Source organism: Pseudomonas sp. BAY1663 (assembly GCF_000582595.1).
GTDB classification, from domain to species: Bacteria; Pseudomonadota; Gammaproteobacteria; order Pseudomonadales; family Pseudomonadaceae; genus Stutzerimonas; species Stutzerimonas stutzeri_AF.
In genome coordinates, this window is the sequence record NZ_AZSV01000012.1 from 1 (window position 1) to 12,870 (window position 12,870).

Annotated in this window: 16 protein-coding genes and 2 pseudogenes; 8 read left to right on the plus strand and 10 right to left on the minus strand. The window is 64.3% G+C overall.

Going from position 1 to position 12,870, the window contains the following annotated elements; translation table 11 throughout:
* Positions 1-184: 184 nt before the first annotated feature.
* The 10 genes from BAY1663_RS05610 to BAY1663_RS05655 all read right to left on the minus strand — a co-directional run bounded on the left by BAY1663_RS05610 (position 185) and on the right by BAY1663_RS05655 (position 7,191).
* Positions 185-457 carry an HPr family phosphocarrier protein gene (locus tag BAY1663_RS05610; protein ID WP_037038451.1) on the minus strand — a complete coding sequence of 91 codons (273 nt, stop codon included), beginning with the start codon at positions 455-457 and terminating at the stop codon, positions 185-187.
* A 14-nt stretch (positions 458-471) separates the two neighbouring features.
* Positions 472-1,329, minus strand: a complete 858-nt coding sequence (gene rapZ / locus BAY1663_RS05615; protein ID WP_037038453.1) for an RNase adapter RapZ — start codon at positions 1,327-1,329, stop codon at positions 472-474.
* 12 nt (positions 1,330-1,341) lie between these two features.
* On the minus strand, positions 1,342-1,806 hold the full coding sequence (ptsN, locus tag BAY1663_RS05620) for a PTS IIA-like nitrogen regulatory protein PtsN (protein WP_037038458.1): 465 nt from the start codon (positions 1,804-1,806) through the stop codon (positions 1,342-1,344).
* An 8-nt stretch (positions 1,807-1,814) separates the two neighbouring features.
* The gene (gene hpf / locus BAY1663_RS05625; protein ID WP_037038460.1) at positions 1,815-2,123 is read right to left on the minus strand and encodes a ribosome hibernation-promoting factor, HPF/YfiA family; all 309 of its coding nucleotides are present in this window, start codon (positions 2,121-2,123) and stop codon (positions 1,815-1,817) included.
* Between the two features lie 76 nt (positions 2,124-2,199).
* Positions 2,200-3,708: an RNA polymerase factor sigma-54 gene (locus BAY1663_RS05630; RefSeq protein WP_037038461.1), complete on the minus strand. Its 1,509-nt coding sequence runs from the start codon at positions 3,706-3,708 to the stop codon at positions 2,200-2,202.
* A gap of 146 nt (positions 3,709-3,854) precedes the next feature.
* Positions 3,855-4,580, minus strand: coding sequence for an LPS export ABC transporter ATP-binding protein (gene lptB / locus BAY1663_RS05635; protein WP_037038462.1), 726 nt, complete (start codon positions 4,578-4,580; stop codon positions 3,855-3,857).
* Positions 4,580-5,125 (minus strand): lipopolysaccharide transport periplasmic protein LptA, encoded by a 546-nt coding sequence (lptA, locus tag BAY1663_RS05640; RefSeq protein WP_037038463.1) that lies wholly within the window; start codon positions 5,123-5,125, stop codon positions 4,580-4,582. Before lptA ends, lptB begins: the two co-directional genes overlap by 1 nt.
* Entirely contained in the window at positions 5,112-5,684 is a 573-nt protein-coding gene (lptC, locus tag BAY1663_RS05645; RefSeq protein WP_037038464.1) for an LPS export ABC transporter periplasmic protein LptC, read from the minus strand. The genes lptA and lptC overlap by 14 nt, the downstream gene beginning before the upstream one ends.
* A gap of 8 nt (positions 5,685-5,692) precedes the next feature.
* A complete protein-coding gene (locus BAY1663_RS05650; protein ID WP_037038465.1) occupies positions 5,693-6,217 on the minus strand; it encodes an HAD family hydrolase in 525 nt (174 codons plus the stop codon).
* Positions 6,217-7,191, minus strand: a complete 975-nt coding sequence (locus tag BAY1663_RS05655; protein ID WP_037038466.1) for a KpsF/GutQ family sugar-phosphate isomerase — start codon at positions 7,189-7,191, stop codon at positions 6,217-6,219. Before BAY1663_RS05655 ends, BAY1663_RS05650 begins: the two co-directional genes overlap by 1 nt.
* Positions 7,192-7,475: 284 nt before the next feature.
* Here BAY1663_RS05655 and BAY1663_RS05660 point away from each other — a divergent pair.
* The 8 genes and pseudogenes from BAY1663_RS05660 (at position 7,476) to murA (ending at position 12,709) form a co-directional block, all read left to right on the plus strand.
* A pseudogene (locus BAY1663_RS05660) lies at positions 7,476-8,290 on the plus strand (ATP-binding cassette domain-containing protein).
* Positions 8,283-9,080 carry a lipid asymmetry maintenance ABC transporter permease subunit MlaE gene (gene mlaE, locus BAY1663_RS05665; RefSeq protein WP_037038467.1) on the plus strand — a complete coding sequence of 266 codons (798 nt, stop codon included), beginning with the start codon at positions 8,283-8,285 and terminating at the stop codon, positions 9,078-9,080. Before BAY1663_RS05660 ends, mlaE begins: the two are co-directional and overlap by 8 nt.
* A complete protein-coding gene (mlaD, locus tag BAY1663_RS05670) occupies positions 9,080-9,538 on the plus strand; it encodes an outer membrane lipid asymmetry maintenance protein MlaD (protein WP_037038468.1) in 459 nt (152 codons plus the stop codon). Before mlaE ends, mlaD begins: the two co-directional genes overlap by 1 nt.
* A 6-nt stretch (positions 9,539-9,544) precedes the next feature.
* Entirely contained in the window at positions 9,545-10,192 is a 648-nt protein-coding gene (locus tag BAY1663_RS05675; protein ID WP_037038470.1) for a phospholipid-binding protein MlaC, read from the plus strand.
* Positions 10,185-10,514, plus strand: coding sequence for a lipid asymmetry maintenance protein MlaB (locus BAY1663_RS05680; protein ID WP_037038471.1), 330 nt, complete (start codon positions 10,185-10,187; stop codon positions 10,512-10,514). The genes BAY1663_RS05675 and BAY1663_RS05680 overlap by 8 nt, the downstream gene beginning before the upstream one ends.
* The gene (locus BAY1663_RS05685; RefSeq protein ID WP_037038472.1) at positions 10,511-10,999 is read left to right on the plus strand and encodes a phosphate-starvation-inducible protein PsiE; all 489 of its coding nucleotides are present in this window, start codon (positions 10,511-10,513) and stop codon (positions 10,997-10,999) included. The genes BAY1663_RS05680 and BAY1663_RS05685 overlap by 4 nt, the downstream gene beginning before the upstream one ends.
* 99 nt (positions 11,000-11,098) lie before the next feature.
* Positions 11,099-11,338, plus strand: a complete 240-nt coding sequence (locus BAY1663_RS05690) for a BolA family protein (RefSeq protein WP_037038474.1) — start codon at positions 11,099-11,101, stop codon at positions 11,336-11,338.
* A 106-nt stretch (positions 11,339-11,444) separates the two neighbouring features.
* Positions 11,445-12,709: pseudogene (murA, locus tag BAY1663_RS05695) on the plus strand (UDP-N-acetylglucosamine 1-carboxyvinyltransferase).
* Positions 12,710-12,870 lie beyond the last annotated feature (161 nt).

Consider the following 12,870-nt stretch of genomic DNA (forward strand, 5'->3'; position numbering starts at 1 on the left):
ATCGCGGCGTTAAAAACAGGCTCGTGCGCAAGTCCGATCAAAATGCTCATTTACCACTCGTAAACTGCGCTTTTTCGCCTGTTTGATTCGCTGACGCTCACCCTTCGGGCCAGCCTTCGGCTGTTACTCCCGTTGGTCGTTGCGCCTTGCGCTGGCTGCCTCGCCTACGTTTTTCAACAGCCTGCTATTCGCCTTCCTCGAAATAGTCTTCGATCAAGCCGATCAAGGCTTCGAGCGCATCTTCTTCCTGCTCGCCTTCGGTATGCAGATGCAAGGTGGTGCCCTTGCTGGCGGCCAGCATCATGACGGCCATGATGCTCTTGCCATCCACCAGGCTGGCGGGGCAGCGGCCGATGCGGATGTCGCAGGGATAGCGGTTGGCGACACCGACGAATTTGGCTGCTGCGCGTGCATGCAGGCCGAGTTTGTTGATGATGGTGATTTCGCGGGCGGGCATGGCGGCAGGTATTCCTAGGCAAGGTCCCGATGGCGGACTTGCAGATTCTTCAGCGGCCCCTTGAGTGCCTGGCCCAGGCGCTCGGCCAGATAGACCGAACGGTGATGGCCGCCGGTGCAGCCGATGGCAACGGTCACGTAGGCGCGGTTGCTGGCGGCGAAGCGCGGCAGCCATTTGCTCAGGTAGGCGTGGATGTCCTGGAACATCTCGTCGACGTCGGGCTGTGCCGCGAGGTAATCGATGACGGGTTGGTCGAGGCCGGAGAAGTCGCGCAGTTCCGCCTTCCAGTAGGGATTGGGCAGGCAGCGCACGTCGAACACCAGGTCGGCATCGACCGGCATGCCCCGTTTGAAGCCGAACGATTCGACGAGAAAGGCGGTGCCGGGCTCGGGCTTGTTGAGCAGGCGCAGCTTGAGCGTATCGCGCAGCTGATAGAGGTTCAGGTGCGTGGTATCGATCTTCAGATCGGCATGATCGACGATCGCTGCCAGCAGCTGCTCCTCGTCGTGAATGGCTTCGGCCAGCGAGCGGCTTTCGTTGGTCAGCGGGTGGCGCCGGCGGGTTTCCGAAAAGCGCTTGAGCAGCGTCTCGTCGTCCGCATCCAGGTAGATGACGTCGCACTGGATGTGCCGTGCGCGAACTTCCTCGAGCAACTCGGGGAAGCGCTTGAGCTGGCTGGGCAGGTTGCGCGCATCGATCGACACGGCGACCTGCGGATGCAGCAGCTCGGTATGCAGCAGCGCGCGTTCGGCGAGCTCGGGCAGCAGCCCGGCCGGCAGGTTGTCGATGCAGTAGAAGCCGTTGTCCTCGAGCACGTCCAGCGCGGTGCTTTTGCCCGAGCCCGAGCGCCCACTGACGATGATCAGCCGCATCTGGTCATTCCGCTAAGCGCCGTTCTGCACATCGACCACTACCTGGTAGAGGCTCTGGTTGGTGGGCGCCTGGCGCAGGCGCTGGCGTACGTCCTCGCGGTCGAGCATGCTGGCGATCTGGCGCAGCAGTTCGAGGTGCTCGTCGGTGGCCGCCTCCGGTACCAGCAGGACGAACAGCAGGTCCACGGGAACGCCGTCGATGGCGTCGAAATCCACCGGGGTTTCCAGCCGCAGTATCGCGCTCAGCGGCGCATTGCAGCCGACCATCCGGCAGTGCGGGATGGCGATGCCGTTGCCGAAGCCGGTGGAGCCCAGCTTCTCGCGGGCGATCAGGCTTTCGAAGATGGTCTGGGCATCGAGATCGGTCAGGTCCTGGGCGATCACCTTGGCGATCTGTTCCAGGACACGCTTCTTGCTACCGCCCGGGACGTTCACCAGGGAACGTCCGGGGGTCAGGATGTTTTCGAGTCGGATCATAGGAGGGGTCAGCGGGTGACGGTGCCCTGAGTATGGTCGAGCTGTTTTTCCTTGTGCTTGATCAGCTGGCGATCGAGCTTGTCGACCAGTTGGTCGACGGCGGCGTACATGTCCTCGTGCTCGGCATTGGCCACCACTTCGCGGCCCGCGACGTGCAGGGTCGCTTCGGCTTTCTGCTTGAGTTTCTCGACCTGCAGGACCACCTGGATGTTGATGATGCGGTCGAAATGCCGGGCGAGCCGGTCGAATTTCTCCTCGATGTAGTCACGCAGGGCGCCGGTTACTTCCAGATGAACACCGCTGATGTTGACTTGCATACTGCTATCTCCTTTGCCTTGTGCGAAGAGCAGGCTGGCGGACCGGCCGACCTGGAACGGTTCGATCGATGGCCGGTCACAGCAATCGTTTGCGCTCGCTGGACGGTGCGATGCCGAGGGACTCCCGGTACTTGGCGACCGTGCGGCGGGCCACTTGGATGCCCTGCGCCTCCAGTAAACCAGCGATCTTGCTGTCGCTCAACGGCTTTTTCTGGTTTTCCGCGGCGACCAGCTTCTTGATGATCGCGCGGATCGCGGTGGACGAGCATTCGCCGCCTTCGGCGGTGCTGACATGGCTGGAGAAGAAGTACTTGAGTTCGTAGATACCGCGCGGCGTGTGCATGTATTTCTGCGTGGTCACGCGGGAAATGGTCGACTCGTGCATGCCCACCGCCTCGGCGATGTCGTGCAGTACCAAGGGCTTCATCGCCTCGTCGCCGTGCTCGAGGAAGGCGCGCTGGTGCTCTACGATCTGCGTGGCGACCTTCATCAGCGTCTCGTTGCGGCTGAGCAGGCTCTTGATGAACCAGCGGGCTTCCTGCAGCTGGTTGCGCATGAAGGTGTTGTCGGCGCTGGAGTCGGCGCGTTTGACGAAGCCGGCGTACTGGGCATTGACGCGCAGGCGCGGCATGGCTTCCTGGTTGAGCTCGACCAGCCAGCGGTCGTTGTGCTTGCGCACGATGACGTCGGGCACCACGTATTCCGGCTCGCTCGCCTCGATCTGCGAGCCCGGGCGCGGATTGAGGCTCTGGATCAGCTCGATGACCTGGCGCAGCTCGTCTTCCTTGAGCTTGAGCCGGCGCATCAGCAGGCTGTAGTCGCGGCTGCCGAGGATGTCGAGGTAGTCGCCGACCAGCTGCTGGGCCTCGCTCAGCCACGGGGTCCGCTCGGGCAGCTGGCGCAGTTGCAGCAGCAGACACTCGCGCAGGTCGCGGGCGCCGATGCCGGCTGGTTCGAATTGCTGGATGCGGCGCAGCACGACTTCGACTTCGTCGAGCTCGATCTCCAGTTCGGGATCGAAGGAGTCGACGATCTCCTCGAGCGACTCCTCGAGGTAGCCCTGGTCGTTGATGCAGTCGATCAGGGTGGTGGCGATGAGACGGTCGGTATCGCTCATGGGCGCCAGGTTGAGCTGCCACAGCAGATGGCTCTGCAGGCTCACGCCGCTGGAGGTGCGGCTGGTGAAGTCCCACTCGTCGTCGTCATTGCTGGGCAGGCTGCTGGCGCTGGTCTGGTAGATGTCTTCCCAGGCCGTGTCCACCGGCAGCTCGTTGGGAATGCGCTCGCCCCATTCCGTGTCGTCGAGGTTTTCCGCGCTATGCGTGGGTTCCTGGTACTGGCTGTCCTGGCTGGCGCTGGTCTGCGAGGCGCCGTCGCCGAGCGTATCGGCGGTCTCGGCCATCGGGTCGCCGCCGTCGTAATCGTCGCCGTCTTCCTCACGCTCGAGCATGGGATTGGAGTCCAGCGCTTCCTGGATCTCCTGCTGCAGGTCGAGCGTCGAAAGCTGGAGTAAGCGTATGGCCTGTTGCAGCTGCGGCGTCATCGTCAGCTGCTGGCCCATCTTGAGGACTAGCGATGGTTTCATGGCAGAGGACTTCGAACCTTTTATGCCGGCGCAACCGCGCCTGTTCCGACATGTGACGCGCTGGGCGCCGACAGAAAGCAAATTATATGCCTGCTGGCGAAGCCTTTGCCTAGGGCCGATTGGCCGAGCCGAGCAAAAAAACCGCTCTACAGGCGGAATTCGTGGCCCAGATAGACTTCCTTGACCAGCTGGTTGTCGAGAATGGTCTGCGCATCGCCTTCGGCGATGAGCTGGCCGTCGTTGACGATATAGGCGGTCTCGCAGATGTCCAGGGTCTCGCGCACGTTGTGATCGGTGATCAGTACGCCGATGCCCTTGGCCTTGAGATGGTGGATGATCTGCTTGATGTCGCCCACCGAGATCGGGTCGACGCCGGCGAAGGGCTCGTCCAGCAGGATGAACTTGGGCGCGGTGGCCAGGGCGCGGGCGATTTCCACCCGCCGCCGCTCGCCGCCGGACAGGCTCATGCCGAGGCTGTCGCGGATATGGTTGATGTGGAATTCCTGCAGCAGGCCTTCCAGGGCCTGCTGGCGGCCGCTGCGGTCCAGGTCCTTGCGGGTCTCGAGGATCGCCATGATGTTGTCGGCCACCGACAGCTTGCGGAAGATCGAGGCTTCCTGCGGCAGGTAGCCGATGCCGGCGCGGGCGCGGCCGTGCATCGGCAGATGGGTGACGTCGTGCTGGTCGATCAGCACGCGGCCCTGGTCGGCGTTGACCAGGCCGACGATCATGTAGAAGCAGGTGGTCTTGCCGGCGCCGTTCGGGCCGAGCAGGCCGACGATCTGGCCGCTCTCGATGGACAGGCTGACGTCGCGCACGACCTGGCGGCTCTTGTAGCTCTTGGCCAGATGCTGGGCTTTGAGGACGGTCATTACTGGGGTTGCTCCGCTGCCGCTTCCTTCTTGCGCGGCTGGATGACCATGTCCACCCGCGGGCGCGGCGTGGTCACGTCGGTGTTGGTCGCGCGGCCGGCGTTGACGATCTGGCGGCGGGTGTCATAGACGATCTTCTCGCCCTCGAAGGTGTTGCCTTCCTGGACCACCTTGGCCTGGTCGATCAGGACGATGCGTTCGTTGGCGGCGAAATACTGGATGGTCAGGCCGTAGGCCTTGACGATTTCCTTGTCCACCGCCGGCTTCTGCTCGTAGTAGGCGGGCTTGCCGATGGAGGTGAAGACCTCGACATCGCCGTTGCTGTCCTGGGTGATGGTCACCGTGTCGCCGGTGATCTTCATGGTGCCCTGGGTGATCACCACGTCGCCGCGGTACACCGCGACGCCCTGCTTGTCGTCCAGTTCGGCGGAATCGGCTTGCACGCGGATCGGCTGGTCGCGGTCTTCGGGAAGCGCCCAGGCAGTGGCGCCAAGCAGGAATGCGCTCAAACCGAGCAGGAGGGGGAAGGTCTTAACGCAGCTCATGCTGGCCTCTTACGTTGGACAGCAGGTGCATCCTGCCGTCATCCAGATACGCTTTCATGCCGGTTGCCGTGGTCACGCCATTGGCGGCCTCGATTCTAACGGCTTGGCTTGTCTCGGCATAATCCTTCTCCGGCAGCACGGTCAGCCGGCTGGTGGTGAGGATCGTCGGTCGTCCCTTGGCGTCGGTGCGTTCGATGCGCACCTGGTCGATCAGCTCCACCTCGCTGCCGTCGGCAGACACTTCGCCGCGCTCGCTGCGCGCATGCCAGGGCAGTTCGGTGCCGCGATAGGCCAGCAGGTCGGGGCGGGTGAGCAGGCTGACTTCGCTGGCCCGCAGGTGCTCGACCTTGTCCGCGGTCATTTCATAGTGGCGCTTGCCATCGGGCTGATACTGCACGGTGCGCGAGTTGATCGCGTAGAAGTCGATTTCCGGCTCCTCGCCGCTGACGGTGGCTGGCTGCTGCATGAAGCTTTCCGGGCGGATGTTCCAGTAGCCGATCGCCACCAGCAGGGCGGCGATCAGGACGAGAACGGCAGCGAAGCGCAGTTTGCGAAACATCGAGGCCTCTACAGATAAGCGGTTTGAGCGGCAGCCAGGGTGCCCTGGGCGCGCATGATCAATTCGCAGAACTCGCGCGCTGCACCCTCACCGCCGCGCGCCTGGGTCACGCCATGGGCGTGCTCGCGGACGAACGCGTCGGCGCTGGCCACGGCCATGCCCAGGCCGACCCGGCGAATCACCGGCAGGTCCGGCAGGTCATCACCGAGGTAAGCCACCTCAGAGTAGTTCAAGCGCAGTTCGGCCAGCAGCTCGTCGAGCACCACCAGTTTGTCCTCGCGCCCCTGATAGAGGTGCTGGATGCCGAGGTTCTGCGCGCGGCGCTCGACCACCGGGGTCTTGCGGCCGCTGATGATCGCGGTGCGCACGCCGGAGTTGATCAGCATCTTGATGCCGTGGCCGTCGAGGGTGTTGAAGGTCTTGAACTCGCTGCCGTCGGTGAGGAAGTACAGCCGACCGTCGGTGAGCACGCCGTCGACGTCGAAGATCGCCAGGCGGATGTCGCGGGCGCGCTGCAGGAGCTGTTCGTGCATTACATGACCCCCGCGCGCAGCAGGTCGTGCATGTTCAGCGCACCGATCGGCAGTTCCTGCTCGTCGATGACCACCAGCGCGCTGATCTTGTGGTCTTCCATGATCTTCAGCGCTTCGGCGGCGAGCATCTCGGCATTGGCGGTCTTGCCGTGGACGGTCATCACCTCGTCGATGCGGGTCTGGCGCACGTCGACGCCCTTGTCCAGCGCACGGCGCAGGTCGCCGTCGGTGAAGATCCCGGCCAGGCGGCCGTCGGCCTCGACGATCACGGTCATGCCCAGGCCTTTCTGGGTCATTTCCAGCAGCGCATCGCGCAGCGAAGTGCCGCGCGGGACCTTCGGCAGGCGCTCGCCGGTGTGCATGACGTGTTCGACCTTGAGCAGCAGGCGCCGGCCCAGCGCACCGCCGGGATGGGAGAAGGCGAAATCCTCGGCGGTGAAGCCGCGCGCCTCGAGCAGGGCAATGGCCAGGGCGTCGCCGAGCACCAGGCTGGCGGTGGTCGACGAGGTCGGCGCGAGGTTCAACGGGCAGGCTTCGATGGCGACGCTGGCGTCCAGGTTGACCGCGGCGGCCTTGGCCAGCACGGACTCGGGGTTGCCGGTCATGCTGACGAGGGTGATGCCCAGGCGTTTGATCAGCGGCAGCAGGGTGACGATTTCGCTGGTGGTGCCGGAGTTGGACAGCGCCAGTACCACGTCGTCCGGGGTGATCATGCCCATGTCGCCATGGCTGGCTTCGGCGGGGTGGACGAAGAACGCGGCGGTGCCGGTGCTGGCCAGGGTGGCAGCGATCTTGCGGCCGATGTGCCCGGACTTGCCCATGCCGACCACGACGACCCGCCCCTTGCAGTTCAGGATCAGTTCGCAAGCCTGGACGAAGCGCTCGTCGATGCGCGCCTTGAGCTGCTCCACGGCTTCGATTTCCAGGTGGATGGTGCGTTGTGCGGTCTCGATCAGTTGGCTGCTCTGGCTCATCGTTGGCGAGGTCGTCCGATTAAAAGGCGGCGATTATAGCGGGAAACGGGGCGTGGCTCATCGAAAAAGTAGCAGGGCGCGGCTGTCCGTTGCGCCGGTCGATCATCGTTGCGCAAGCTGAATCGGAGCTGAACGGGGAGGCGGTCGGTCATCTGCTGAAATGGTCGTCGGTTGGGCGGCTATCGACGCGGTGCTATAGTGCGCCGCCGTAAACGGTCATGCCGGAACGTATCCTGGCGCGGCCGGGAGCCGTCTGTTTCGCAGACTGCATGCAAGGAGACCAGATGAGCGCCAGCAACGACTACGCCGTCGAGCTGAAGGGAGTGACCTTCAAGCGCGGGGAGCGGAGTATCTTCGATAACGTCGATATCGCCATTCCGCGAGGCAAGGTCACGGCCATCATGGGGCCGTCCGGCTGTGGCAAGACGACCTTGCTGCGCCTGATCGCCGCCCAGTTGATGCCCGCCCGGGGCGAGGTCTGGGTGGCCGGGAACAACCTGCCGAGCCTCTCGCGCAGCGAGCTGTTCGACATGCGCAAGCAGATGGGCGTGTTGTTCCAGAGCGGCGCGCTGTTCACCGATCTCGACGTGTTCGAGAACGTCGCGTTCCCGCTGCGCGTGCATACCCGCCTGCCCGAGGAGATGATCCGCGACATCGTATTGATGAAGCTGCAGGCGGTGGGGCTGCGCGGTGCCGTCGAGCTGATGCCCGACGAGCTCTCCGGTGGCATGAAGCGCCGCGTCGCACTGGCCCGGGCGATTGCCCTGGATCCGCAGATCCTCATGTACGACGAACCGTTCGCCGGCCAGGACCCCATCGCCATGGGTGTCCTGGTGCGCCTGATTCGCCTGCTCAACGACGCCTGGGGATCACCAGTATCGTGGTCTCCCACGATCTGGCCGAAACCGCTTCCATCGCCGACTACATCTACGTGGTGGGCGACGGCCAGGTGCTCGGCCAGGGGGCGCCGGCGGAGCTGATGGAGTCGGACAATCCGCGCATCCGGCAATTCATGAAGGGCTCGGCCGACGGTCCGGTGCCGTTCCATTTTCCTGCCCCGGCCTATGCCGACGACCTGCTGGGAGGCACCGATGCGTAAGCGTTCGCTGTTGGACCGGATTGTCCTGCTCGGGCGTGCCGGCCTGGACGTGCTGGCGGCACTGGGGCGCTCGACGATCTTCCTCGTGCACGCGCTGTTCGGCCGCAGCGGGCTGCACAATGGCCTGGCCCTGCTGGTCAAGCAGCTCTATTCGGTCGGCGTGCTGTCGCTGGCGATCGTCGTGGTTTCCGGCATCTTCATCGGCATGGTGCTGGCGCTGCAGGGCTACAACATCCTCAGCAGCTACGGCTCGGAACAGGCGGTCGGGCAGATGGTGGCGCTGACCCTGCTGCGTGAGCTCGGGCCGGTGGTGACGGCCTTGCTGTTCGCCGGGCGCGCCGGCTCCGCGCTGGCGGCCGAGATCGGCAACATGAAGTCCACCGAGCAGCTCTCGAGCCTAGAGATGATCGGCGTCGATCCGCTCAAGTACATCATCGCCCCGCGTCTGTGGGCGGGCTTCATCTCGCTGCCGTTGCTGACGCTGATCTTCAACGTGGTTGGCATCTGGGGCGGGGCGATGGTCGCCGTGGACTGGCTCGGCGTCTACGAGGGCTCGTTCTGGGCCAATATGCAGAACAGCGTCGACTTCCATTCGGACGTGCTCAATGGCGTGACCAAGAGCCTGGTGTTCGCGCTGGTGGTCACCTGGATCGCGGTGTTCCAGGGCTACGACTGCGAGCCGACGTCCGAGGGTATCAGCCGGGCCACGACCCGCACCGTGGTATACGCCTCGCTGGCGGTGCTCGGCCTCGATTTCATTCTGACCGCATTGATGTTTGGAGATTTCTGATGCGTATCCGCACACTGGAAATGGGTGTCGGCCTGTTCCTGCTCGCCGGCCTGCTGGCCCTGTTGCTGCTGTCGCTGCGTGTCAGCGGGCTGAGCGTCGGCAACGCCGATACTTATAAACTGTATGCCTATTTCGACAATATCGCCGGTTTGACGGTCCGATCCAAAGTGACCATGGCCGGCGTGACGATCGGCAAGGTCACGGCGATCGATCTGGACCGCGACAGCTACACCGGTCGCGTGACCCTGGAAATCCAGCAGGACGTGGACATCCTGCCGGCCGACTCCACGGCATCGATCCTGACCGCCGGCCTGCTGGGCGAGAAGTACATCGGCATCAGTGTCGGCGGCGACGACGAGCTGCTCAAGGACGGCGACACCATCCAGGACACCCAGTCCTCGCTGGTGCTCGAGGACCTGATCGGCAAGTTCCTGCTCAATTCGGTTAACAAGGAGTAACTTTCCATGATGACTGCCCTGCGTCGCGGCCTGCTGGTGCTGCTGGCCGTACTGCCTCTGGTCTCCCATGCGGCCCTGAGCGCCCACCAGGTGATCCAGCGGACCACCGATGAACTGCTGGCCGACCTCAAGGCCAACAAGGAGCAATACCGCAGCGATCCGGCGGCCTTCTACGATTCGCTGAACGAGATCCTCGGCCCGGTGGTCGACGCCGACGGCATCTCGCGCAGCATCATGACGGTGAGATATTCGCGCAACGCCACGCCCGAGCAGATGACGCGCTTCCAGGAGAACTTCAAGCGCAGCCTGATGCAGTTCTACGGCAATGCCCTGCTGGAGTACAACAACCAGCAGATTCGCGTGCTGCCGCCCAGCGGCAAGCAGGATCCCAAGCGCACCAGCGTCGGCATGGAAGTGGTCGGGCGCCAGGGCGAGGTCTATCCGGTGTCCTACACCATGGTCAACGATGGCGAGTGGCGCGTGCGCAACGTGATCATCAACGGCATCAACATCGGCAAGCTGTTCCGTGACCAGTTCGCCGATTCCATGCAGCGCAACGGTGGCGATCTGGACAAGACCATCGACGGCTGGGCCGAGGTGGTGGCGCGGGCCAAGGACACCGAGGCCGGTCAGCAGGCTGCCGGCAATGACTGACGGCAGTATCGAGCGGGGCGCGGACGGCGTGCTGCGCCTGACCGGCGTGCTGGACTATCGCAGTGGCCCGGCGCTACGCGAGGCCGGCCGGGCGCTGATCGGCGACGCTCGAGATGCGCTGACGCTGGATTGCTCGGCGGTCGAGAAGTCCAGCAGTGTCGGCTTGTCGCTGCTGCTGGCCTTCATGCGCGATGCCCGCGCTGCAGGCATCGCGCTGCACATCAGCGGCCTGCCCGAAGACATGCAGAAGATCGCCGGCGTGTCCGGCCTGCTGGATATCCTGCCGCTGGGCAGCGCTTCGCTCGAAGGAACCGCCGAATGAAGATGCGCTGGGCCGAGAATCTGCGCGAAGGCGTCCATGCGCTCGCCGAAGCGCTGGGCAACCTGCTGGTCGAGAGCTTCCACTACCTGGCGCTGTTCGCCATCGGCGGCGTGACGGCTTGGGCGGCCGTCATGGCGTTCCTCGGCATGGTCGAGAAGGGCCACATCACGGTCGATGACATCCTCCTGCTGTTCATCTACCTCGAGCTGGGCGCCATGGTTGGCATCTATTTCAAGACCAACCACATGCCGGTGCGCTTCCTCATCTACGTGGCGATCACCGCACTGACCCGCCTGCTGATTTCCGACGTCTCGCATCATCATCGTCCCGACATGGGCGTGGTCTACGTCTCCGGTGCGATCCTGCTGCTGGCGCTGGCGATCCTGGTGGTGCGCTTCGCCTCCTCGCGCTTTCCGGCTGTGCAGGGCGACAGTGCCCGGCCGCCGCGCGAGCGCAGCGAGCAGGCGGCCGAGACGCTGGATTGAGACGCTTGCGTCGGTTCGGCGCGGATCGGGGTTCGCAGCCTTCGGGCTTTTTTGTATGATGGCCGGCCCGTGCGCGTCCTGCGCCGATCGAGGTTGAACATGCAGGCCCTAGAAGTGAAGAATTTCCTGGAAGAGAAGCTTCCGGGAGCCCAGGTGGAAGTGGAAGGCGAAGGCTGCAACTTCCAGCTCAACGTGATCAGCGACGAGCTGGCCGGCCTGAGCCCGGTCAAGCGCCAGCAGCAGATCTATGCTCATCTCAATCCCTGGATCGCCGACGGCAGCATTCACGCCGTCACCATGAAATTCTTCAGTCGTACCGACTGGGCCGGGCGCGCCTGAGCGGGCGCCAGCCGGCGACATCCATTCATACCAAGGCCGAGCGCGTCGCCAGCGACTGCGCCGCCCCTTCGACAGGCCTTCCGGCCTGCGGGTTACGGGAACATCCATGGACAAACTGATCATTACCGGCGGCATTCGCTCGATGGCGAGATTCGCATCTCCGGCGCGAAGAACTCCGCCCTGCCGATCCTGGCCGCCACCCTGCTGGCCGACACCCCGGTTACCGTCTGCAACCTGCCGCACCTGCACGACATCACCACCATGATCGAGCTGTTCGGCCGCATGGGCGTGCAGCCGATCATCGACGAGAAGCTCAGCGTCGAGGTCGATGCCAGCAGCATCAAGACCCTGGTCGCGCCCTATGAGCTGGTGAAGACCATGCGCGCCTCTATCCTGGTGCTCGGCCCGATGGTGGCGCGTTTCGGCGAGGCCGAAGTAGCGTTGCCGGGCGGCTGCGCCATCGGCTCGCGTCCGGTCGACCTGCACATCCGCGGTCTCGAGGCCATGGGCGCGCAGATCGAAGTGGAAGGCGGCTACATCAAGGCCAAGGCGCCGGCCGGCGGCCTGCGCGGTGCGCACTTCTTCTTCGATACCGTGAGCGTGACCGGTACCGAGAACATCATGATGGCCGCCGCTCTGGCCAATGGCCGCAGCGTGCTGGAAAACGCCGCGCGCGAGCCGGAAGTGGTCGACCTGGCCAACTTCCTCAACGCCATGGGTGCGAAGATCAGCGGCGCCGGCACCGATACCATCGTCATCGACGGCGTCAAGCGCCTCGGCGGCGGCCGCTACAGCGTGATGCCCGACCGCATCGAGACCGGCACCTATCTGGTGGCCGCCGCGGCGACCGGCGGGCGGGTGCGCCTGAAGGACACCGATGCGACCCTGCTCGAAGCCGTGCTGCACAAGCTGGTCGAGGCGGGCGCGCATATCGATGCCGGCAGCAACTGGATCGAGCTGGACATGAAGGGCAAGCGGCCCAAGGCCGTGAACGTGCGCACCGCGCCATACCCGGCATTCCCCACCGACATGCAGGCGCAGTTCATCGCCCTCAACGCCATCGCCGAAGGCACCGGCACGGTGATCGAAACGGTTTTCGAAAATCGCTTCATGCACGTCTACGAAATGAACCGCATGGGCGCGCAGATCCTGGTCGAGGGCAACACCGCCGTCGTCACCGGCGTCGAGCGGCTCAAGGGCGCCCCGGTCATGGCGACCGACCTGCGCGCTTCCGCCAGCCTGGTGATCGCCGGCCTGGTGGCCGAGGGCGATACGCTGATCGATCGCATCTACCACATCGACCGTGGCTACGAATGCATCGAGGAGAAGCTGCAGCTGCTGGGCGCGAAGATTCGCCGCGTGCCGGGCTAGGAGCAGAGAACGTACTGTGGTGAACGGTCTCCGTAGGAGCGGGCCATGCCCGCGAAAGGCAGCCACGCTTGTGTGCGGGATTTGTTCGCAGGCATGGCCTGCTCCTACAGGAATAAAGGTCATGGATAATTTGTCCTTGTCCTTAAGAGCCAGCTTTTGAC